Annotated in this window: 15 protein-coding genes; 10 read left to right on the top strand and 5 right to left on the bottom strand. The window is 55.2% G+C overall.

Going from position 1 to position 24,397, the window contains the following annotated elements:
* Positions 1-58 precede the first annotated feature (58 nt).
* The 5 genes from OHL21_RS14505 to OHL21_RS14485 all read right to left on the bottom strand — a co-directional run bounded on the left by OHL21_RS14505 (position 59) and on the right by OHL21_RS14485 (position 6,253).
* On the bottom strand, positions 59-820 hold the full coding sequence (locus OHL21_RS14505) for a phosphatase PAP2 family protein (protein WP_263417999.1): 762 nt from the start codon (positions 818-820) through the stop codon (positions 59-61).
* 85 nt (positions 821-905) lie between these two features.
* Positions 906-1,910, bottom strand: coding sequence for a sugar phosphate isomerase/epimerase family protein (locus tag OHL21_RS14500; protein ID WP_263417998.1), 1,005 nt, complete (start codon positions 1,908-1,910; stop codon positions 906-908).
* Positions 1,911-2,038: 128 nt separating this feature from the next.
* On the bottom strand, positions 2,039-4,186 hold the full coding sequence (locus OHL21_RS14495; RefSeq protein ID WP_263417997.1) for an outer membrane protein assembly factor BamB family protein: 2,148 nt from the start codon (positions 4,184-4,186) through the stop codon (positions 2,039-2,041).
* Positions 4,183-5,580: a sensor histidine kinase gene (locus tag OHL21_RS14490; RefSeq protein ID WP_263417996.1), complete on the bottom strand. Its 1,398-nt coding sequence runs from the start codon at positions 5,578-5,580 to the stop codon at positions 4,183-4,185. Before OHL21_RS14490 ends, OHL21_RS14495 begins: the two co-directional genes overlap by 4 nt.
* Before the next feature lies 1 nt (position 5,581).
* A complete protein-coding gene (locus OHL21_RS14485) occupies positions 5,582-6,253 on the bottom strand; it encodes a response regulator transcription factor (protein WP_263417995.1) in 672 nt (223 codons plus the stop codon).
* A 140-nt stretch (positions 6,254-6,393) separates the two neighbouring features.
* On the opposite strand from OHL21_RS14485, the gene OHL21_RS14480 reads away from it, so the two are divergent.
* The 10 genes from OHL21_RS14480 (at position 6,394) to OHL21_RS14435 (ending at position 24,368) form a co-directional block, all read left to right on the top strand.
* On the top strand, positions 6,394-7,287 hold the full coding sequence (locus OHL21_RS14480; RefSeq protein WP_263417994.1) for a sugar phosphate isomerase/epimerase family protein: 894 nt from the start codon (positions 6,394-6,396) through the stop codon (positions 7,285-7,287).
* 95 nt (positions 7,288-7,382) lie between these two features.
* Positions 7,383-8,555, top strand: a complete 1,173-nt coding sequence (locus OHL21_RS14475) for an FG-GAP repeat domain-containing protein (RefSeq protein WP_263417993.1) — start codon at positions 7,383-7,385, stop codon at positions 8,553-8,555.
* A gap of 6 nt (positions 8,556-8,561) precedes the next feature.
* The gene (locus OHL21_RS14470; protein ID WP_263417992.1) at positions 8,562-10,568 is read left to right on the top strand and encodes an outer membrane protein assembly factor BamB family protein; all 2,007 of its coding nucleotides are present in this window, start codon (positions 8,562-8,564) and stop codon (positions 10,566-10,568) included.
* Between the two features lie 97 nt (positions 10,569-10,665).
* Entirely contained in the window at positions 10,666-13,710 is a 3,045-nt protein-coding gene (locus tag OHL21_RS14465) for a TonB-dependent receptor (RefSeq protein WP_263417991.1), read from the top strand.
* Positions 13,711-13,837: 127 nt separating this feature from the next.
* Positions 13,838-16,381 (top strand): TonB-dependent receptor, encoded by a 2,544-nt coding sequence (locus OHL21_RS14460; RefSeq protein WP_263417990.1) that lies wholly within the window; start codon positions 13,838-13,840, stop codon positions 16,379-16,381.
* Positions 16,382-16,397: 16 nt separating this feature from the next.
* Positions 16,398-17,075 carry a response regulator gene (locus OHL21_RS14455; RefSeq protein WP_263417989.1) on the top strand — a complete coding sequence of 226 codons (678 nt, stop codon included), beginning with the start codon at positions 16,398-16,400 and terminating at the stop codon, positions 17,073-17,075.
* Positions 17,072-18,478 carry a sensor histidine kinase gene (locus tag OHL21_RS14450; protein WP_263417988.1) on the top strand — a complete coding sequence of 469 codons (1,407 nt, stop codon included), beginning with the start codon at positions 17,072-17,074 and terminating at the stop codon, positions 18,476-18,478. Before OHL21_RS14455 ends, OHL21_RS14450 begins: the two co-directional genes overlap by 4 nt.
* A 275-nt stretch (positions 18,479-18,753) precedes the next feature.
* Positions 18,754-19,620, top strand: a complete 867-nt coding sequence (locus OHL21_RS14445; protein WP_263417987.1) for a 2-dehydropantoate 2-reductase — start codon at positions 18,754-18,756, stop codon at positions 19,618-19,620.
* Between the two features lie 1,065 nt (positions 19,621-20,685).
* Entirely contained in the window at positions 20,686-21,567 is an 882-nt protein-coding gene (locus OHL21_RS14440; protein ID WP_263417986.1) for an MEDS domain-containing protein, read from the top strand.
* 26 nt (positions 21,568-21,593) lie between these two features.
* Positions 21,594-24,368 (top strand): PAS domain S-box protein, encoded by a 2,775-nt coding sequence (locus OHL21_RS14435; protein WP_263417985.1) that lies wholly within the window; start codon positions 21,594-21,596, stop codon positions 24,366-24,368.
* The last annotated feature ends 29 nt before the right edge of the window (positions 24,369-24,397 follow it).

Here is a 24,397-nt window from a genome sequence, read left to right as displayed (position 1 = left end):
ACAAAAGCGGAGACTCACTCTAGGGTGAGTCTCCGCTTTTTGATGTGTTCCAGGATGCCTACTTCGCTCCCTTTGTCGCTGCCTGCAATTCTGCGCGGGCAGCTTCGATCTCGGGCCTCAGGGCTTCGTTCTTCAGCAACTTGAAGCCAAGTACAGTGCCCAATACCTGGCCAGCTTGCGTATCCGAATGATAGTGGTCTCCGCAGACCTCGCGGCTATAAGCATAGGTGGCTGAACGAGCTAGAAGCGCCTGCGACTTTTCGGGAACGAGGTCTGACAGGACAACGCCGAGCGTGAATCCCATGGTGGCATGGCCGCTGGGGTAGGAACGCAGAGGCAGCGCAGCGGGCTTGCGCGCGGTCACGTCGCAGGTCCAGTCTGCAAACGTATCATTGTCGTCGGCAGCGGAGAGTGGGAACTTGCGCTTGAAGTAGTCTTTGGCGTGGCTGGTCGCCACGTTCTGTTCGTTCAATACATCGTCGAGAAGCTTCTTCGTCGCCGGCAGTTTCGCCAGATCGAGCTCCGGTCCAAGGACAGTGATGAAGGGCGATGGGTTTTCATTCCGCGCATCCCAGATTGCCTGATCATGGCGTTCCTTCGAACGATTGTGGATGAGGGCCTTCACCTCCTTCATTTCTTTTTGTTGTGCTTCTGAACCGTCCGCGGCCGGAGGGGGGAGAATCTTGGAGGGGTCGGTTTCCGCATCGGTAAGGAACTTCAATTTCTTCAACATTGCAGGCTTGGAGGTGGGTGCTTGAGCATGGGCTGCGAATACAGGAATAGTCAGTGCGAAGGCAAGGACGGCAAGCGTGCGGTTCAAAGGAACTCTCCTTGAGGTGTTTCCGCAAAAGCGGATTCGTGGATAAAGGGTTAGCGTTTTGGGAGACGATAGAGAGCGAATTGGCTTATGCGAGTGCGGCTTTGGCATAAGCCAGGGACTTCAGGATCTCTTTTTCACTGTCTGAGCCTTCGGGAGGCGCGTATTCCATCTCAATGGTGCACGGGAACTCGTAACCTTTCTTCTTAACCAACTGAAGAACTTCCTTGATGGGCGTATCGCCCTCCCCCCAGGGAACATTCTGTCCGCCGCGCTCTGGGAACTTGCGATCCTTGATGTGAAGGCTGGTGATGCGAGCGTGATTTTTCCGGATGAACTCCAGCGTGTCGTGATTGCCGGCGGCGACGTAATGGCCGATATCGAGATTGATGCAGTTGTAGGCTGACTGAGCCATTGCTTCGTCCCATGTGGTTGGCTTTGCCTGCAGGTGAGCGTGATAGCCGACCGGCAGTTTGTATTTCTCGGCAAACTTTCCGACCCGTGCTGTCAATGCAGGGTTGCCATCAGGCATCTCCATGGTGAGTTGAGTGCACCCTAGGGTCTTTGCGGCTGTAAAGGCATAGTCGAATTCAGCGTCGGGCATGCGCATTTCAAGTGGAAGCTTGAAGGCATAGAAGCTGACACCGGCATCGTTGTACATCGCACGAAGCTCCGCATACTTGCTGACGGGCATGGTGGTGCGCCAGCGAGTCATGGCTTCGAGATAAGCTTTGCGGGCCGCCTGTTGCTCGGCGGTAAGAGGCGGACGAGGCGGTGCGCCGACTTGTTCGCCGCCGATCCTTTCCGGATATGGCCGTGGTGGCGCCGGCGGAGCTCCAGCCCAATCTTCGTGCGTGGGCGTTTGCATTTCGATGGCATTGATGCCGTCACGCACCAGGTACTTCAACACCGTTACGGCATCGTTGGGCATGTTGTGATAGCTGAAGCCAGTGTTTAGTCCGATCTGGACTCCGCCGAACTTTGAATTGGGTTTTTGGGCGGCAAAGGCCCTGACGGGGGCGAACGATGTTGCCGCTGCGGCAGAGATACCTGATATAGCCAGCCTGTTGAACTGGCGCCGTGAGTAATTCATCGCTGAAATCTCCGAGCCCCTCGATGTCTCTGCTTTCACGCAGAAAGCAGAGACTGCTGGAGCGTCACGGAGAGAGTACTGACTGAATCTAAAATTAGACTGAGATTCGATGGCCTAATTTCTATTCGCTACGGTAGGGAGAATGCGACATAGACTCCTCCGGAATCTTCATGAACTGACTTGCCGCCGCCCGCGGCGATTACGATGTATTCTTTGCCATTCACTTCATAAATGGAAGGCGTCGCATTGCCTGCGAAAGGAAGTGTTGTCTCCCACAGAAGCTCTCCGGTGGCTTTATCGAAGGCGCGGAACTTTTTGTCGTAGTTCGTAGCTGCGATAAAGAAAAGTCCGCCCGCAGTGATGACACCCCCGCCATAGTTCTCGGAACCGGTGTTCTTCAATCCTTCGGCGGCGAGTTCTGGGTACTCTCCAAGAGGAATCCGCCAGGCGAACGTCCCTTTATTCAAGTCGATGGCGGTAAGGGTTCCCCACGGAGGTGTAATGGCCGGATAGCCATCAGGGTCCAGGAAACGCAGTGAGCTTCCCAGCATATATTGCTGTTCCGAAGCGGGAGCCGTGGCGCTGACGATGTTGTCATTGCCTTTGAGGACATATTCGGCGATTGCATTCAGTTCAAGGGGACTGAGTTGCGGGAAGGCCGGCATTCTGCCGTTGCCGCCGCGAACGGTGGTGACGACTTCACGGTTCGTCAGCCGCTGGTCGAGCTTCGCAAGCGCTGGAACATCTGGTGGATTGCCGGAGAGGTCACTGTTATGGCACTTGGCGCAGTGCGCTGCATAGAGCCCTTTCCCGCTGTTCAACTCAGAGGGGGCAGGGCGCTTTGCCAGCTTGACGATCCATGACATTTCGTTTGCGTTGGTGTAGAGGTAGCCTGTCTCAGGGTCGAACGCAGGTCCACCCCATTCCTGGCCGCCGTCGGATCCGGGGAACAGGATGGTGCCTTCCAATGTCTGAGGGGCATACTGTCCATCGCTCAAAACCGTTTTGAAGCGCTGCAGTACGGCTTCGTGGGCCTCAGGTGTCCGGTTGGTGATGTCTTTCTCTGTCATCCTTTGCCGTGCGAATGCGGGAGGTGCGACGGGCAACGGCTGCGTCTTCGCGGTGACTTCGCCTGGAATCTGGCTGCGGGGATACGGCTTTTCTTCGATGGGAAAGACCGGCTTTCCGCTTACACGATCGAAGACAAACACGTGGCCGGTCTTGGTGGTTTGGGCCACGGCATCGATCAGCTTGCCGTCGCGTTTGATGGTGACCAGAGCGGGCGGAGCATTGAGGTCACGATCCCAGATGTCGTGATGAACAAACTGGTAGTGCCATAGACGCTTGCCGGTATTCGCATCCAGCGCGACAAGCGAGTTGGCGAAAAGGTCGTCGCCAATACGGTCACCGCCGTAAAAATCAGGAGCAGCGGATCCGAGGGGAACGAAGGCGATGCCGCGCTTCTGGTCAATGCTGAGGCCGGCCCAATCGTTGGCAGCGCCGCTGTACTTCCACGCGTCCTTTGGCCAGGTATCGTAGCCAAACTCACCGGGATGCGGAATCGTGTGAAACTGCCAGCGAATCTTACCCGTGCGAACATCGAAAGCGCGGATGTCTCCAGGAAATGCAGGAAGCTGCTCGGCGATCATGCTGCCGCACACGAGCATGTCTTTATAGATGACACCGGGAGTCGACATGGTAACGAACAGGCCTTCGCCTTCGTGACGCAGTCCGACCCGGAGATCGACCTTACCTTTCTCGCCAAAGCTTTCGATCAATTTGCCTGTCTTTGCGTCGATCGCATAAAGATATTGGCGAAAAGTCACGAAGATACGAGCATTGCTTCCATCCGTATCCGACCAATAGGTGACGCCGCGATTCCGCGTACTGCCAACCTGTGCCGAGTTTGGGGCTGGGTCGAACGACCACAGCTTCTGACCGGTGGCAGCATTTAGAGCAAAGACCTTTACCGTAGGGCTAAGACCGTACAATACGCCGTTGATGATGAGAGGATTCGATTCGAACTCACGTTTTGCTTTCGTGCGTTCCGCCGTATCGAAGGTCCATGCGACCTTCAGATCCTTAACGTTCTGTCGATTAATCTGTATGAGTTTTGAGTAATGAATAGAATCGGAACCACCTTGATACGCAGGCCAATCCTTACCTGTTCCAGGTGTCTGCGCTGGAAGGAATGCTGTGCAGAAAAGCAAGGCAGATGCCGCAATAATCTTTGTGTGGCGAGGGTAAACCGATACCTGCTTTTTAAATCCATTCATATGCGTGCGTTGATCGTCCCGAAAGCAATTTGAAAGGTTGAGCCGGCATTCTCGGTACTTTCTACTGAGATGACGGCGCGATGAATGTCTGAGATCCACTTTGCGATGGAGAGGCCTAGGCCCGTTCCTTCGCTGAAGGTTCTCGCTTTATCGACGCGATAGAAGCGATCGAAGACATGGGGAAGGGAATCATGTGGAATACCGACGCCGGTATCCTGAATGGCAATGCGCGCTTCACCGCTACTAACTTGCAGCCGCATCGTGATTTGCCCGGTCGCCGGAGTGTATTTGATGGCGTTGTCCAGCATGATCCAAAACAGACGCCGCAGACTGGAGGCGTCCCCCATGATCCATACCGGGTCGTGGCGGTTGAAATCGGTTATCAGACGATGTTGTTTGCGGTCTGCAATGGGGCCGGCTTTCGCGGCGACATCTTCGAGAATCTCTAGCAGATCTGTTGGAGCGAACACCATGCCCGTGTGTCCTGAATCACATCGGGCGAGCGTAAGCATGTCATCAAGCAGCTCCGTCGCTTCCTTACATTCTTTTACGATCTCTTGAAAGGATTCAGTGCTTTCTTCATCGAGAGAGGAGTTTCTGAGCGCACATTCAGCGAGTGTGTAGATATAGGTGATCGGACTTCGCAGTTCGTGCGATGCATCGGCGGTGAATCGCGTGATCTGGCTAACCGCCGTGTCCAGCCGTGCGAGCATCTCGTTACAGGTCTCAGTGAGCGCCTCAAGTTCGTCGCCGGAATGGAGCGTCGGCAGCCTGCGCGAGAGGTTGCCGATGCTGGTTGAACGGAAGGATGCGATCAGTTCTCCCACGGGGTTCAACGCGCGTGTACTCAGGAAATATCCAAATGCGGCTGAGAAGACGAGGAACACCGGCACTGCCCAGAGCAGCCCGCGGCGGAACTGGGCAACAAGCGCACGATTGTCTCGCAGTTGGCCGCCGACTACGATGCGGTATCTCTGCCCGCCCAGCAATACGATCTGGGAGAGCATGCGAAAGGAAGCTCCCTGATATTGAACCTTTGAGAACTCCTGTTCTTGTAGTGCAGCTGCGGTAGGCCATGGAAAGATATCGTCAGGACTGGTAGCGACGGGATAAAGGCGCGTGCCATTTTGATTGAAAACGTGAATGAGATTACCTTCAGGTGTTGCTGCGGCGAAGTCGTCGTACTTTGCCTCGCATATTGTGTTGCCGACATGGCACGTTCTCAATAGAGCGGCAGCTCGCTCTGCTCTCCGCGAGAGGGTCTTATCCCGGCCGGCGGCAAGAGAGAAGGAGAGCTGCAGATACATTGCTACGCCAAAGATCAGGTAGCCGAGCATGAAGGCAGCGGAGAACCACAGGGTCAGGCGCAGAGAGATCGATACTTTATGTTTCAAATCAAGCCCGCCGCAAGGAATAACCAACGCCGCGAATAGTGTGCAGCAGCTGCGGCTCGCCTTTGGCCGAGATTTTGTTTCTCAATGCGCGCACGAAGACATAAAGCGAACCATCACTCACACCTGCGCCAAGCCCCCATCCGGCTTCGACAAGCATGTCCTTCGAGACGATCAAGCCGGCATTTCGGATAAGCTTCTCGAGCAACGCAAATTCAATGCGTGTGAGCATCTCTGTTCGGCCCAGCCGGTAGATTTGATGGGTCTTGCGATCAAGGGTAAGGTCCTGAAATTCCAGCCGGTCGGTTTCGATGGCTGCACGGCGGCGTGAGACTGCTCGAATTCTGGCAAGCAGATTGTCGAGCGCAAACGGTTTTGTGAGGTAATCATCTGCTCCGAGATCAAGTCCGCGGACGATATCCTGCATCGAGTCACGGGCTGTCACCATAATGGTTGGTGTGGAAAAGCGTTCCGCGCGCAACCTCTGAAGAACGGTGAACCCGTCTGTGACCGGCAGGGAGACATCGAGGAGAATGACGTCGAGATCGGGGGAGCGGCCATAGTCCACAGCCTGTTCTCCATCGAATGCGAGGGTAACCGTGTGACCCTCGCGCCGAAGTGCACGGTCCAGAAGGCGCGCCATCCGGGGGCGATCTTCTACAACCAGGATTTGCATATGCAGGTACGTTAACGTTCTGCAAACTCCAGAAACATGAAACGCGTGTGACAGGTCGATTTTTTTAGATTCAGCTTAAATTCATGTGTTGTCCTTCTCCCATGACGACATCCTTCCTTTCCATGGACCGAAGAGATTTTTTGAGAAATGTCTCCTTTTCCGCGGCAGGCTTGTTCGCGGGCGGTCAAACGCCTTCACTGTTTCAGGTGGGCCTTATACCAGCGGGTAAGACGACGATCGAGACCGGAGTACAGGATTTCTGGACCCACTGCGATGAAGTGGCGAAGCTGAACGTACGCCGGATTGAGTTCAACAACACACGGGCCCGGATCGCCGAAGCCTACCGCAGCCGCATCACAGAGTTCCGTGATGGAATGGCTGCGCGCCATCTCACCATGCCAGGTATCGCACAGTTCAGCCATATGGGGAACACGTCGGAGATCGAAGCAATCTCCAAACAACATCTGCTGATTGCAGCATTCATGGGGAAGATCGGCGGCAAATACATCACGCACATGATTGCGCCCTCAGAAGTGTTGAACGAGGTTGACGATGAAGAGGCATACAACCGGATCAACCTGGAGACATGGGCGAAGAATCTGAATGAGGTTGCCAGACGGGTATACGAGCAACACGGCGTGAAGGTGGCGTACCACCCTGAGCAGCGAGAGGTGAGCCATCAACTGTATGAGCGGTTGCTTCAGGCAACCGATGAACGGTATGTGTTCTTTGTCGCCGATGTGGGGCATATCGCTGCAGGTGGCGATGATCCCTTGGAAATATGCAAAAAGTACCGGAAACGTCTGATAGCGGTACACCTGAAAGACTTTTCCCCTGCGCCGCCGGCAGGCATTGCTGTGAAGGCAGGCAAGGTTGCCGGGAATGTGCCGTTTGGCGAAGGAATCGTGGATCTGTCCAGCATTCTGATGCAGCTAAAGTGGGATGGTTTTGCCGGCTGGGTGATGGGTGAGAGCGGTGGCGGGGATAAGCCGATGTACGACTACATGTCCGGCCATCTGGGATTGAACTTTTAGCTGCCGAGACACATTGTGAATCGCTGTTAATAGATGGCTTTTTCTCAGGTTCTCTTTAGAGTTCGCTGGTACTCCTTCAGACTATGGGGATTGCCATGTTCCGAAGCTCGCTTGGGCTGCCGTTATTTCTTATTGTGTTGCTCGCCGGTACCTCCGCGGTTCAGGCTGAACGTCGTCCAGCGGAGATTAGTTTTACCAGCCGGATGATCGACCCAGGCGCCTTTGAGACGGCAGCCGTAGGGGACATCAATAGCGACGGCCATCCCGATATCGTCTCCGGTGAGAACTGGTACGAGGGTCCGCACTGGATAAAGCATCCCTTCCGCTCGATTGAGTACTATCGCAACGCCACTGAAGATTTGACGGATCTTCTTGTGGATGTGAATGGCGACGGATACCTGGATGTAGTGAGCTCCGCATCCCATGGCAATCGCATCTGGTGGAACGAAAACCCACAGGGAAAACCAGGGGAATGGAAAGAACACCTCATCGAAGTTGGTCACAGCGTCGAGTTCAGCTTTCTGGTGACACTCGATAAGAAGAGTAAGACGCCCGCAATATTGCCACAGTGGGGCGGGCATACGATGGTCGATCCGCTGGCGTGGTTTGAGATTGTCGGCGATGGAAAGGTCGTCAAACATGTCGTCAGCTCGCGCAGCTACTTTCACGGCATTGGTGTCGGCGACCTGAACAACGATGGGCGGAACGACATCATTACACCATTTGGATGGCTGGAAGCTCCCGCGGATCCTCGCATGCCGGACTGGACCTTCCACCAGGAATTCAACCTGGTGAGTGTTGGATATATCTACGCGCTTGATGTGAATGAAGATGGCCGCGTGGACCTTGTGGCCACTGTCGCCCATGACTACGGCATGTTCTGGATGGAAAACATGGGCGGAGGCAAGTGGCAAAAACATGTCATCGATGACACCTGGTCGCAAGGCCATGCGCTCACGATGGTCGACCTGAACGGCGACGGACGGGCCGATTTCGTGACGGGCAAACGCTATATGGCGCATAACGGCAGCGATCCCGGCGAAAGAGAACCTCTGGGCATTTATTGGTACGAGTATCGCAAAGCCTCGGACGGCTCGATCGAATGGATCAAGCACGTGATCGACTATGGCGGACGCATCAGCGCCGGCATGCAGATTGCCGTTGCTGATCTTGATGGGGACGGCGATCTGGACCTGGTGATGGGCGGAAAGACGGGCCTCTTCGTGTTCGAGAACCAGACCAAATCAGCTCCCCAGGGAAAGCGCTAGAAGAAGATGCGATTGTTGGCTGGTCTCCTGTTGTTTCTCTCTGCTACGTGTCATGCGCAATCGGCGGTCTCTGCCGGTGCCACAATCTTTGAGAACCGTTGTTCCTTATGCCATGGGGGCGATGGCAGCGGGGGCGGACGTGCGCCGTCGCTCCTTGGCTTTGTCCGCTATCACACGGACCCGGAGCTGACGTCGCTCCTCCATGAAGGGCGAATTGATCGTGGGATGCCGAACTTTGATCTTTCGTCGGATGATCTGAAAAACCTCATTCCACATCTCCGCCAGCTGGCCGGATCCAATGCCGCGATGGGAACTGCGGGCTATACCGGAATTGCTCCTGTCAAAGGTGGAGGAAAGAAGCCGCCTCCAGGACCCCACCCTGGCAAGGTGCAACTAGTGGATGGCCGGACACTACACGGTACTGTGATCGAGAGTGACTATACGGCAGAAGTATTGACCACAGATCGTCACTATCATCTGCTCTCTCGTGATGAAAGCAAGTATACGGAAAAAGCCATTCTGCCGAAGCAGGACTGGACCACCTATAACGGCGACGATTCAGGAAACCGGTATAGCGCACTTGCACAGATCGATAAAGCGAATGTCGACAGGTTGTCGCTTGCATGGTTATTCCCCACGGTCTCCGTGCGGCTTGAGACAACGCCTGTTGTCATCGACGGTGTTATGTACGTCACAAGTTGGAATGAAGCCTATGCACTCGACGCCACCACCGGCCAACAGTTGTGGATGTATCGTCAGCCCCACACGCCAGGCTTGCTGAGTGAGGCTGGACGAGGGACGAACCGCGGTGTAGGCGTATGGAACGGCAGGCTATTCATGGTGACGGACAATGCGCATCTATTGGCATTGAATCGTGTTGATGGAAGCAAACTCTGGGATGTAGAGATGGGTGCGGTTGCCGATGGCTATAGCGCGACGGCAGCACCGCTTGTCGTTGGCGATCTGGTGATTGTTGGTGTTGCAGGTGGTGAAGAAGGTGCTCGTGGCTTTATCTCCGCTTATAAGGTAAGCACGGGCGAGCGCGTATGGCGTTTCTACACAATTCCTGCGCGTGGTGAGAAGGCAGCTGAAACCTGGGTTGGAAGCGCGCTGGAGCATGGATGTGCCGCTGCCTGGTTGACCGGTTCCTATGACGCAAAGCTTGACGTGGTCTATTGGGCGACCGGCAATCCATGCCCGGACTTCAATGGCGACGAACGGAAAGGCGACAATCTCTACGCCAATAGCGTGGTTGCTCTGTCCGCGAAGACGGGGGAGCTGAAGTGGCACTTTCAGTTCACACCGCACGATACTCATGATTGGGATTCTGAGCAGCCCCTTCTTCTGATCGATCAGCTCTGGAAGGGAAGGCCTCGGAAGCTGCTGGTGCACGCCGACCGGAACGGGTTCTTCTTCGTTCTTGATCGTGAGACGGGCGAGCTCCTCTTGGCAGAGCCCTTCGTCAAGACAACATGGGCGAAGCGATATGAGAATGGGCGTCCGGTCCTTACAGAGGCATCGGAGCCAACGGAAGTTGGAGCGCTTATTTGCCCGGCGTCAAGCGGTGGAACGAATTGGTATTCCAGCGCATGGAGCCCCCAGACCAGGCTGTTTTACCTGCGAGCAAATGAGTGGTGCGCGATCTACAAGAAACAGAACGATCCACTGGTTGAAAACCGATGGTATGGCGGAGTTGCTCCGAACCAGGCAAGTGCCGAAAGCTATATTCGCGCGTTGGACGTGAATACCGGCAGGAAGATGTGGGAGCGTCCTCTTTCAACCAATAATCGCGGCGGAGTGCTCGCGACAGCAGGTGGCCTGGTCTTTGCCGGAGGACCCGGCGGCACGTTCCTTGCACTGGATGCATCCACGGGTAAAGTGCTGAAACATATCCCGGTCGGGCAGGACTGGCAGGCCTCTCCGATGACCTACATGGTTGGCGGCAAGCAATATGTTGCATTGTCCGGTCCTAGTGGCGTGTTCGTCTTCGGGCTGACGTCTGGAGGACGCTGATCGCTTGTGTGAATGTTCCGTCACAAAGCCTGAATTCTTAGGTTTCCTTTAGGCGGCCTTGTTGTAATCGCTCCGAACAAACCAATCAGGAGCGATTATGCGAACGCTTGTACGCACGGTGTTGTCCGTTCTTCTCGGGGTGGTTCCGATGATGGCGCAAACGGATCGTGCCACCTTGACCGGGACTGTAACCGACGTCCAGGGAGCATCGGTTCGTGGCGCCTCAGTTACTGCAACCGCAATGGAGAGCGGAGTGACCTATACGGCGCTCACGAACTCTGCCGGCGTGTATGTGCTCAGTTCCTTACCTGTGGGGAATTACATAGAGACCATTAATGGTGGCGGCTTTCAGACCATAAAGTTTCAATCGTTTGCACTGCAAGTTGGTGAAACCCGTGAGATGAACGCGAAGCTGGCAGTTGCCGCCGTCGACACCGTGGTTCAGGTAAGCACGGAGGAAGACGATCTGAACCGTGTTTCCGCTGAGATCGGCGGGGTTGTTCAGGGCGCGCAGCTCAACGAGCTTCCAATGAATGGCCGCAGCTTCGAGCGTCTTGAAGCCTCTGTGCCAGGAGCGGTGGATGCCGCTGGAAGCACCCAGGACCAGATTCGTTTCGTCGGCCTGTCGCAGGAGGACAACAACTTTCACATGGACGGGGTCGACGCATCGGGTATTAACCATCAGTTCGAGAAGCTGGACATGCGCCTGCAGATTCCGGTGGAAGCCATCTCGCAGTTCAAGGCAAGCAGTGCCGCCTACAGTGCCGACCAGGGCGGATCTGCCGGCGGCCAGATTGAGATTGTTACCAAGTCCGGCGGAGAGAAGTACCATGGCTCTGCCTGGGAGTATCTGCGCAACAATGTTTTCGATGCAACGCCTTGGCACTCCACCGGCCTGCCGCAGTTGCGCCTGAATAACTTCGGCGCCAACATTGGCGGGCCGATCCTCAAGAACCGCTTCTTCTTCTTCACAAACTGGGAAGCGTACCGCCAGGTGTTGTCAGCACAAGTGACAGGCTTGGTCCCGACTCCGGCATACCGCGCCGCACTCATTGCCAAGTCGCCGAGCCTTGCGGGCGTTGTCAATTCGTATATCAACCCATGCCCGGCGAATTGCACGCCAACGGCGAAGGACCCGAATGCCATCAGCTTTAGCGGCAATGGACGGAATCCTGTGCAGGAAGACTCCGGCATGATCCGGCTGGACTATAAGCTGAGCACTCGCACCAGCATCTTCGGCCGCTACAGTACAGACCACTTCCGCACCACGGCGCCGAACGGTATTGAGGTCACACCTGGAGGCCAGCTTTCAAATCTATTCAATACGTTGACCGCACCCAATGCCGTTATCGACATCTCACACAACTTCACGCCGTCGATCTTTACCGACTTTCGTATCGGCTACAACCGCGACGAATATTCCGAAGGCGGCGATCAGCTGTTGCCCTACAACGTGGCCGTCACCGGATTCGCCACACTGACTACGCCTGCGACGGATGATCGCTACGACACAGCCTACAGCGTTGTCGATGACATGACCTTCGTCAAGGCCAGTCATGTTTTCAAAGGCGGTGTGCGCGTTCGCCGTATCCAGGAGAACAAGAACACTCCTAAGATTCCGGTTATTACTGCAACCTATCTGAATGAGACCAACTTTACGTCGAATGTAATGGACTCATACGCTTACCAGGGGTTCTCGAATATGACCGGCCAGCGCCAGACCGAGTATGGCGCTTACCTTATGGACACTGTGAGGTTGAAACAGAACCTCACTCTCACAGCCGGTCTTCGTTATGACTTCTGGAGCGTCGATCACGATGTCCTGGGCCGCGGCGTTGTCGTGGATCCGTCTACCTGCCCGAATATTCAATGCCCATCGGGTAGTGCATGGTACTTCCCGGACCGGAACAACATTGCTCCACGTCTTTCCTTATCGTGGTCACCTGCGATCTTTCACAACAAGACGGTCATTAGCGGAGGCGGCGGTATCTTCTATGGCCAGGGACAGTTTGGTCACCAGGGATCTGCGGTGGGCAACATTCCGCAACGCTTCACTCTTACACAAGTGAACTCACCTGGTCTGAGGTTCCCCATCGATCCGTTCCTCGGCAGCGCGGCCTTCAGCCTTAGCCCTTCCGCGCAGGACCGCAATCGTAAAGATGCGCAGATCAGCGAATGGACGCTAAGCCTCCAACAGCAGTTGGCGAAGCGGACATCGATGATGGTGTCGTACATTGGCAGCGTAGGCAGCAGCCTGTGGAGCAACACCATTGCCAACGGAATCAATCCTGCGACAGGGAAGCGCCCGTATGCGAGCTACAGCAACTCCACTTTTACATGGAACCGTACACAGGGTGACAGAGCCTACGACGCGCTGGAGGTCGGCCTGCACCGTGACTATCGTACGGGCCTGATGATTGCTGCGAACTATCAACTCTCCCACTCCATCGACACGGGTTCGGTTGGCGGAGCGGAAGCGATTGCTCCTCAGAACCAGAGCTGCATCTCTTGTGAGCGCGCGAACAGCCAGTTCGACATGCGGCACTACTTCTCCGCCAGCACTATTTGGCAGGTTCCGGTGGGCCGAGGACATGCGGTGTTTGGCAACGCTGGGCCTGTGGTCAACACGATTCTGGGTGGCTGGCAGATGGCGGCAGTCGGCAGTGTACGCGGCGGACTGCCTCTCAACGTAACCCTTTCGCGCGCGGCAAGCGTATTGCCCGATCAGATCAACAGCAATCAGCGTCCGAATCTTCTTCCTGGTGCTTCTCTTTATCCGGTCAGTAAGACAACTCGGCAATGGTTGAACGCGGCTGCATTCGCCGTGCCTGCAGATGGAACCTGGGGTAATCTCGGCCGCAATGCGGTCCGTGGACCGGGCCATTGGCAGGCGGATATTGCTCTTCAGAAAACGTTCAAGGTCTGGGAGTCGCTGAGCACATCGTTCCGCGCCGAGGCGTTCAATGTGTTCAATGTAGCGCAGTATGGTTCGCCGATCGTTGCATTGACCTCGACAGGAGCAGGAAGCGCCGCAAAGATCGTTCCTGGAAACTTTGGCTTGATTCAGAGCGCCTTCAGCACGGTCCCTACCGGAAGCGGAACACCACGGCAGTTGGAGCTCAGCCTGCGCATCGATTACTAGCTCTAAGGAGACGCGGCCGCAACATGCGGCCGCGTCCCCTTTTCTCGATTGTTGTCAGGCTCTGTTACGTCGATTTCACGATTCGTTTCAGGGAATATTCAGGTCACCAGGCATACGCTTTCATTCGATGAACTTCAGAATTTTTTTTCGGGCGCTTGTTCTGCTCCTGCTGTCGCCGACCCTTTACGCGCAAGTCACGGTATCAGGGCATATCTCAGATCCAGATGGCGCGAATGTTCCAGAGGTTCAGGTTGCGGTTTTCGCTAATGGTCGGCAGTTGGCGACAACGTCAGACAACAATGGGAGCTTCCAGTTCTTACACGTGGCGCCCGGCAAATACCGGTTGAGAGTGGAAGCAAACCACGGGTTCGAAGCGTACGAGAGAAATATCTCCGTGGGTGCGAACGCGGTCAGTGTTTCCATTCAGCTCAAGGTAAGTTCAGTTGCACAAGAAGTCGTTGTCGCCAGCGAACCGGATGCGGTCTCCTTGGATGACTCGAACAACCGAGACCAGATCAGGGCGGACGCGAGTCTGCTGCAGTCCGTTCCGGTCTTTGACCAGAACTACATCGCGGCACTCAGCCCCTTTCTCGATCAAGCGGGGATTGGCACCGGGGGAGTGACCATTGTTGTTGACGGCGTCGAGCGGAAGGGGCCCGGTGTTTCGGCTTCCGCGATCTCGGAGGTGAAGATCAATCGAGATCCGTACAGCGCAGAGACCAGACAACCGGGCCGCGGACGCATCGACATCATTACCAAACCTGGAACTCCGCGTGTACACGGTAGCTTTAACTTCACTATGCGCGACTCTGTGACGGATGCGAAGAACTACTTTGCTATGACGAAGCCGTTCGAGCAGAAGCGGATCTATGAGGGCTCGATCACCGGTCCTGCGGCGACAGACCACCACACTACGTTCCTCATCTCCGGTACGCGGCAGGAAGATAACCTGCAAGCCATTGTGCATGCCATCACGCTTACCGGTATCAGCAACGCCAACGTTGCAACGCCATTGCACACTACGGAATTTGCAGCACGTATTTCACACGACTTCTCGGCATCAAACCGCGTCTCCTTTCAATACAACGTCAGCGATGTCGTGACCAGGAATCAGGGTGCAGGCGGTCTTGTCCTGGCCGAAGCCGGAACAAACCAGAGAATTCGTGAGGACGATGTGATCTTCACGCAGCGCATCATCGTGACTCCGGATCTTCTAAACCAGATCCAATTGTTCTATGAGCAGGACTATGGGCCCATCCGCAGTACGACCAATGCGCCAAAGATTATTGTCGATGGAAGCTTCACCGGTGGCGGCGCCCAGGCCGACATGCTGCAGAACGAAAACAATCTGAAGATCAATGACACGGTGAGTTGGACTCACAAGCGCCACTACGTCACATTTGGAGTAAATATCCCCAACTTGAGCCGACGCGCATGGGACGACAATTCGAATCGGCGCGGTACGTACAACTTCGCGAGTATCGGCGATTACCAATCAGGAAAGCCGTATTCGTTCACGCAGCAGGCGGGGCCCGGACGCTCAATCTTCTGGATGAACGAATTGGGTGCATTTGTGCAAGACCAGGTTCAGCTGAGAAAGAACCTGCAGTTATCTTTCGGTGTTCGCTACGATTGGCAGACCTACTTCAAGGCGTGGAACGATTTCGGTCCGCGCGGGTCCATTGCGTACCGCTTCAACGACCAGAAGACTGTGTTGCGAGGCGGGGTTGGTGTCTTCTTCGACCGAAGCGGAGCGCCGCCGGAGGCCGATCTCAACCGATACAACGGGCACACGATTCGAGCGGTCACTCTTCTGAATCCCGGCTACCCAAACCCTTATCCTTCAGGTACGGGTATCAACTCCTTTCCAACAAATCTTGTGACATTGGAGCCTGGCGGACGCGTTCCGTACAACATCAACTACAGCCTTACGGCGGAACATGAGTTGGTAAAGGGAATGACCCTTGCGGTTACCTATCGGGGGCTGAGAGGGATATCTCTTCTGCGGTCCAGAAATATCAACGCCCCTTTGCCGCCGGCATACTCAATCGTTCCTGAAGCGAATTTCGGGATTGTGCGTCAGATGGAGTCGCGTGGGAAACAGATTGGAAATACGCTCGACGTCACCATCCAAGGGAAAGCTGGACGTTGGTTTTCGGGGATGACTCAATACTCTTTCAGCCACACGAACAATGACACAGGCGGTGTGACCTGGTTTCCGGCGAATCAGTATTCGCTCGTTGGGGAGTATGGCCATTCCGATCTTGACCAGCGGCATCGCTTCAACATGCTCGGAGCCTTCAATGAGGATCATTGGCTCAACCTGGGCGTTGCGGTGAAGCTGTATTCGGGCCTGCCTTACACGCAGACGGCCGGGTTCGATCGCTACAACACTGGCCTCCTCAATGCTCGGCCCGATGGCGTATCGCGAAATACGTTGCAGGGAGGACGGACCGCTGCGCTGGATCTTCATTGGGGGAAGGAAAACGATCTGGGGCTGAAGAACGGAGACGTGAAGGCAAAGCTTGGACTGTCGATCGATGTCTTCAATGTCACCAACACGACGTCCTATACAACATATGTCGGGAATGTCCGGTCTGCTTTCTTTTCGCATCCGACCGCGGCGATGCCTGCCCGCAGAGTTCAATTCGGAGCGCGGTTCTCGTTTTAGGCGGTAGGCTGAGTGTATGAGGATTCTCGTCGTCGAAGATGATCCAAGGATGGGACCGCTTCTGAAGGATGCGCTTGAGAAGAAATCGTATCTCACGGTCCTGGCAACCTCTGGCAGCGATGGGCTGGAGATCGCTTCTGAACATGAGTTCGAACTGATTATCCTGGATATCATGCTGCCTGGTATGAATGGGCTTGAGGTCGCTCGCGGTTTACGAGCCCGCAACATCGGTACTCCGGTCCTGATGTTGACTGCTCGGGATACGATCACCGATGTCGTTGATGGGCTTGATTGTGGTGTTGACGACTACATGACGAAGCCGTTTGCGTTCGAAGAACTCTTTGCACGTCTACGGGCCTTGGCGCGCCGACGGGTCGGCATGCCTTCCATGCACTACCAGATAGAAGACCTGAAGCTCGACCCTGTCACGCACCATGCGAGCCGATCGGGAAGGTCAATACAGCTCACGCGTACTGAATATCTGCTACTTGAGTACATGATGCGCCGTCCTAACTCGGTTCTTCGGCGAGATTCCATCATTAACGCGGTCTGGGGCTATGAGAGGACGGTCGAAAACAACACCCTGGACGCATTTATGAAGCAGCTGCGTTCGAAGATTGACGATGGCTTTGAGATCAAATTGATCCATACGGTACGTGGCTTCGGTTATCGTCTGGCCTCGGAAAAGTTATGAAGTCTTTCTCGATTCGTATCCGTTTGACGATCTGGTACGCCGCAGTGGTGGCAATCACCATTGCATTGCTGAGTTGCGGAATCTACCTGGCGGCCATCTGGGGCGTCCGGCGGGTTGCCGACCAGGAGTTGAATGCCGGCATCAACGGCATTGAAGCCTTTCTACGCCACAAGTTTGACATCAACCAGGTGGACAACCTGGGAGAAGAGCTGCGTGAACACGCTGCGCTTCTTCCACGCAATCGGATGTTTCGGGCTATAGATCAGAATGGCAATCTCATCTATCAGCCAGATCAGATGGCAGTGATCCCGAATGTGCAGCCGTCTGAAGGCACGACAGTACGGAATCTCAAAGTTGGCTCTCGCTCGTACAGAACGATGAGCCGTTACGCATATGCGGGACCATACCCGTTCGTAGTGCAAGTTGCTGTGGACCAGACGGAATACCATGAATTGCTCACTGGTCTCGCCTGGTTGTTCGTATTCATCACACCTCTGGCTGGGCTCTTCGCGGCGGGCACTGGATATTGGATGGGTGGGCGGGCATTACGGCCGATCCAGGAAATTACCCGCGCGACAAATTCGATTGATGCAAACAATCTGGAACGGCGGCTGACGATCACGGGGACTGGAGACGAGTTGGATCGTCTTTCGGAGACGATCAACGGGATGCTGAACCGGATTGCAGGCTCCTACGAGAGGATCAAGCAATTTACTGCAGATGCATCCCACGAGCTGAGAACTCCGACCGCGGTCGTTAAGGCCTCTGCCGAGGTTTTGCTGATGGAGGACAGCCAGCCTGACGCGGCTCGCAGAACGCTGAACCACATCGTTTCGGAAGCGGACTACATGACGCGGGTCATCGAAGATTTATTGACCCTTGCACGGGCATCCGCAAACGATAACCTGCCCCCGAGTGAACTCTTTGAGCTTAGTGAGTCGCTGCGTGCGCTGGAACCGAGGATTCTATCCCTTGCCCGCAGAAAGAATATCCAGATAAAGACAGACTTTGAAAAAGATCTCTTGCTCCTGAAAGGAAACCAGAATGTTGTTGAACGGGTCATGATGATCCTGGTCGACAACGCGGTTCGGTATACACCCACAGGCGGGACAGTTCAAGTTGAGATGTGGAGAAATGGCCTCAGAGGAGGATTCCGTGTCATAGATGACGGCATCGGCATTCCCGCCGAGCTTCAGAGCAAGGTCTTTGAACGGTTTTATCGTGTGGATGTAGTGCGCACACCGGGCGACGGAGGTTCGGGGCTTGGTTTGTCCATCGCAAAGAGTCTGACGGAGGTGTATGGCGGCTCAATCACCCTGGCCAGTGAAGTAGGGAAGGGGACGATCTTCACTGTGGCTTTCCCATGCGCGGAGATTGTGAGTGAGCCTTATCCTCACAATTGAATTGCCAAAGTTTCCGATTGGATTCACTGCTACTCACTGCAGGCAGGCGGGTTCATATAGCAAGATGCGTTCTCGGAAAGGTCGGAGCTGCGTTCCGATGCACAACAGGGGCAGCAAAATGAGCCTCCTCTCCTGATCTAGAACGGTAGAGACCATGACCGAACCAGTAGGGCAACGACTGGCGCCACGATCGGTATCGGAAGCGAGGCGTTGCTGCACTCCAGCCCACCGAATCAGATGCTCGTCGCATTCAATTCCACTGCCATAATAGTGCTATGGCACGGATCGCAATTGTCGGGGTGGGCGCTATCGGAAGTGTTATCGCGGCATTACTACAGTCCACCGAACAACACGAACTTGTACTATGCACGCGACGGCCTCTGCCACGCCTCGATGTTGAGACTCCTGGAAGGAGCATTCACGTCCACTACACAAACATTACCGCGCCGTCACAGGCGCAACCGGTGGATTGGGTCATAGTTGCCACCAAGACGTACGACGCTCCTGGCACCGCGGTGTGGATCGAACATCTCTGCAGACAGGGTGCTCCTGTGGCGGTGATTCAAAATGGGGTGGAGCATCGCGAACGCTTTGCTTCCTATGTGCCAGCGGACCGGATCGTCCCTGTCATTATCGACTGCCCTGCCGAGCGTCGAGCACCTGACAGCGTGCACCAACGCGGGCCAGTCGAACTCTTCATAGAGGCAGACACGCTTGGCCGTTCTTTCGGGATGATATTTGATGGCTCAGGCGCACAGATTACTTTGACCGCTGACTTTCTATCCGCCGCATGGCGAAAACTCTGTATCAACTCCGCTGGTTCGATCTCTGCGCTTCTGGGCAAGCCCGCTGGCGTTTTTCAGGATGAGGCGATCGGTCGAGCAACACTCGATGTAGTGCGTGAATGCGCCGCGGTAGGTCGCGCTGTAGGAGCAATTCTGGATGAGGATCTTCCTCAGAAAGTGCTCGCTCAATACCGCAATTTCCCCGTCGACTCGGTGAACTCGCTTTTGGCCGACCGCCTCGCTGGCCGTCCCATGGAGACGGACGCTCGCATTGGCGCCATCGTTCGCTTTGGACAGCAGCACAGCATTCCGACACCGTGCAATAGTCTGCTGCTTTCTCTTCTTGAAGCTATATAGCCGCAATCGCAACTGAAACTGCAAAGCGGGACAGGTTCTGAGACACACTTTCCAATCAGCTGGTCCGCTTCAGTGCGGTTAGATCAGGCTACTAGACTATAGCGGCGAAGCCGTTGAGCTTCACCGGAAACCGTCAGGGACCTCTGCGCAGATTGCCGTTAGAGTGAGTTCTGTAAACAAAAACGATGCTCTTCCTGGGAGGTCTGCGTCGTGATGTCGAAACTGCACACTATCGCTCTGATTGCCGCAATGGTTTCCATCGTTCGCCCTTGCGTGTTCTGTCTCGCGCCTAGAAAGTCCAAAAGAACCGGTCTCAGGAGCTGACGTGATCGTGCGAGCCGTGGCAGCCGACTACCAAATCCCGCCAGCTAACCCGAACATGTGGACGACAGGCGTTCTTGATTCCGTCGTGTCCTTCAGGGTTGTTGAGGTCGTTCATGGTAGTCCTCTGCGCTCTCTCCTTCTGCGTGGCTACCTTGCTCAACGGGATGATTTCAACGACCACGTCCCTCCGTACACCTGTGTTCGCCCCGGAGGTCGCGGAGGAAGCTGTTTTGCCAATTTCTACAAGGGTGGAGCGGAATATCTCCTGTTCTTGAAAAGGTCAAAGGATTCCTCTGAATTGACAGTGAACCTGGGCTGCTCCCGCCCCTGTGAACGAGCAGCTACACAGCGACCGTGACCCTTGGCTTCTTTGGGTAAGAGACCAGGCAAAGTCAATCCCGCCTTAGAAATTCATTGGGACTGAGAAGTCGGCTTGTCGGAAGGAGTGAGGTCTCCTCCCTGGCTAGCGCCGCGTGACTTCTTTTGTCACCATCTCGGCGGGCCTGTTCCTGCCCGCAACGCCGCCCTGACAATTTGGTGCGCTAACCCGCACGAATAAGGAAACCAGGACCTCGCTAGGGGCGCTGCCCGTGTTTCCGCACATGCCAGGTAGTATCGAATTTTCACTTGACAACTCATGTAGTTGAGCAACCCGGCAAGACGACCAAGAATCTCACGCTCACAGGCCTTTTTGTGTTCTGAACGAGATGGCGGAGCTTTTCCCGCACTGGGGGAACAACTGTGAGTTCTTTTGATACCGATTCGCAATCACCGGAGCTTTCGAAGACCGGCTTCCAACCTGCCTGCTGCCGTGGTAGTCACAAAGCGGAGAATCAAGAGCCCTGGAGGAATCTCCTGCACGATGCCGCGCCCACCGAACATATAGTCCAGCTTTATCAGGATGAGCAGTTTCTTAACCGGGCCGTCTGCCGCTTCGCTGCCGCTGCGCTCGCCCACGGAGAAGGTGTGATCCTGGTCCCCACCGCCGCTCACTGGGAAGCTTTCTATCCGCGTCTCGAAGCGGAGGGCGTGAATATTACGGAAGCGCAGTCGCGGGGTCAGTTGTCTGTGATCGATGCGGACGAACTCCTGCCTCGCTTCATGGGGCAGGAGATGCCAGATGCGCCTGTCTTTCTGGGGCTTGCCGGCGAAGCAGTAGCGCGCGCGAGAGGTGGAAACCGTTATCCGAAGGTGCGCTGGTGGGGCGAGATGGTGAATGTTTTGTGGGAACGCGGCAATGCAACCGCTAGCATGGCTCTTGAGGACCTATTCGACCAATTGGCGCACGAACAGGAAATTGCAATCTTCTGCTCTTTCCTTATGGACAATTTCGATGGGGAGATTCATACCCGTATGCTGCCGAGGCTTGGGCAGAATCATTCGCATCTCATTCCCGTCGAGAATTACAATCGCCTCGAAGGTGCAGTCGCCGATGCACTTCGCGAAATCGTTGGGCCGGTCGAGGCGAGCGTGCTTGAAAAGAAGCTGCTGGAGCATTACACGCCTCCATTCAAGATGCCTGCCTCCCAGGCATTGCTTTTCGCATTGCGCCAACTTCTGCCGCAGGTAGCTGACGCTGTGCTTCAGCGGAGCGGCACGCTATATCGCACCCAGTCAATTTGAAAGCTTTTTTGAGGCGGAACTGAACCATGCTCGACGCGCGTCCCGCTCCAAATTGGCCGGGGATGGAACTCATTAATTGTATCGAGCTTCCCATCCTTATCATTGACCGCGACCTGACTGTGACCAGCTTCAATACGGCGGCGGCACGGTTGTTATCCCTTTCAGATGGCGATCATGGTAAGCGCCTCCATTCCATTCAGAAGCCGGCTGGAACACTACAAATAGAGGAACTCTGCGAACACGTCATCGCCACCGGTTCTTCCCACCGGATGGAGGTTGCCGACGGCAAAGGATCGCGCTTTTCGGTCGATGTCGGCTGTCACAAGGCAGATCAGAACATCAACGGGGCCGTACTCACGTTCACCAACGTCACAGCTTTTCGTGAAAGCATCGAACGGGCAATTGAGGAACGTGAATTCACGAAGGTCGTACTCAATACCATTGGCGACGGTCTGGTGATTGTTGACTCCGATCTGAAGATTCAAGCAGCTAATCAGGCATTCTACTCATTGTTCCAGACCTCGCGTCAAGAATCTCAGGGAACCCACCTTTATCATCTGGGAAGCGGAGACTGGAATATTCCCCGTCTGCAGGCGCTATTAGGCGACAACTCATCCATCGAGGAGAATTCTCGATCACTTGAGTGCGACCTTGAATTTTCAGGAGTGGGTCGGCGAACCTTATCACTTAACGCTCGTCAATTGATGCGGGGAACCCATACTAGCCAGACCACCCTCATCACCATTCAGGACATCACCGAACGCAAACGCGCCATAGAAGCCTTAAGTGAGAGCGAGGAAGAACTGCGCATCCTCCATCGGGTGGGTTCTACTCTGGCTTCTGAGCTTGACCTGAAGAAGCTGGTGCAGGCAATAACCGATGCGGGCCGAGAACTGAGCCAGGCTGAGTTTGGGGCGTTCTTCTACAACGATATCGATCAGGCAGGAGAAAAATATCTCCTTTACACACTGTCCGGTGTCCCTGAGACGGCGTTCAGCCATTTTCCGATGCCGCGCAATACAGCAGTATTTGGACCTACCTTTCGAGGCGAGGGGACAGTGCGTGTGGCCGATATCTTCCGCGATCCTCGCTATGGAAAGAATCCGCCCCATCATGGCATTCCTGCAGGTCATCTGCCGGTACGCAGTTATCTTGCTGTTCCGGTGATTTCGCGTTCAGGGGAAGTTATTGGCGGGCTCTTTTTCGGTCATTCCCAAGTGGGTGTCTTTACTGAACGTGCAGAACGCCTGATAGAGGGTATCGCCAAACAGGCGGCCATCGCCATGGATAATGCCAGCCTGTTTGACGCAATGCGGAATCAGCGAGCTCGCGCGGAAGAAAGTGAGGAGCACCTCCGCCTCGCACAGCAGGTCGGAACCATAGGTACTTTTGAGTGGAACGTTCAAACAAATGTGAACCGGTGGACCCCCACTCTAGAAGCAATCTACGGTCTTCGGCCAGGAGAATTTGAAGGCACGCTGGAGGCCTGGCAGGAGCTCCTGCATCCCGAAGATCGGGATGCAACAATCCGTCAAGTGGAAATTGCAATCCAGATCGATACTCCCGTCCAAGCGGAATTTCGCATCATCTGGCCCGATGGGAGCGTTCACTGGATTCTCGGGAGATGGCAGGCTTTCAGAGATCAAATGGGCCAGCCGGTACGAATGACCGGGGTCAATATCGACATCACCTCTCGTAAAGAGGCGGAACAAGTCCAGAATCGACTCGCGGCCATCGTAGAGTCGTCCGATGATGCCATAGTTGGCAAGGATCTCAGGGGAATTGTGACCACGTGGAATCCGGCCGCCGAAAGAATGTTTGGGTACTCGGCAAAGGAGATGATCGGGCGGTCGATCACGGCCGTCATCCCCCCCGAATTGCACGACGACGAACGGAAGATTCTGGAAACTATCGGGCGCGGAGAACGAATCGAACGCCAAGAGACAGTCCGAGTGACACGGAACGGCGAACGGTTGGATGTGTCGCTGACGATATCTCCGGTTCGGGATGAAGCAGGCCGGGTCATCGGTGCGGCTTCGATTGCGCGGGACATCACTCAGGAAAAAAAGACCGAGCGTGCCCTGCGAATGACCGAACGCCTCGCCTCCGTTGGACGGATGGCAGCGACGGTCGCTCACGAAATCAATAACCCTCTCGAAGCAGTAACGAATCTGGTGTATTTGGCCAAGAGCTCCGCCATTCGCGAAGATGTGCAGAAATACCTCAATTCAATTGATGAAGAACTGGAACGCATCGCCCATCTCACTCGGCAAACTCTTGGCTTCTACCGCGAATCCAAGGCTCCATCTGTTGTAAGAATCGGTCCGATGCTCGATTCGCTGGTCTCATTCTTTGGAGCGCGTGCACGGAAGAGGGGAATTGAAATTCTCTCGGAAATTCGACGAGACCCAGAGATATATGCGGTAGCCGGGGAGATTCGCCAGGTCATCACCAATCTTGTCAGCAACAGCATCGATGCCGTCGGCTCACAGGGTCTCATTCGAATCCGGATCGATGCGACCCGTCTTCATAGCAATGGATCGTCAGCAGTTCGCATTACCGTCGCCGATTCGGGGCCGGGTATCCCTTTCTCTTTACGTTCAAAGCTTTTCGAGCCGTTTTTTACCACCAAGACAGATGTCGGCACCGGTCTAGGACTTTGGGTTTGCACCAATATCGTGAACAGACACCACGGGTCGATTCGAGTGAAAAGTAATACAACCCCCGGAAAGAGTTGGACCGTGTTTTGTGTTGTCCTCCCATCCGGGCTGGAATCGGCAAACACCCCGCTCAAGCCGTAAATGTGAACAACGGCTTGATATCGGCAGCT

The sequence above is a fragment of the Terriglobus albidus genome (genome assembly GCF_025685425.1).
GTDB classification, from domain to species: Bacteria; Acidobacteriota; Terriglobia; order Terriglobales; family Acidobacteriaceae; genus Terriglobus; species Terriglobus albidus.
Note: the sequence above shows the minus strand (reverse complement) of the source record. Positions and strands in the feature narration are given on the sequence as shown.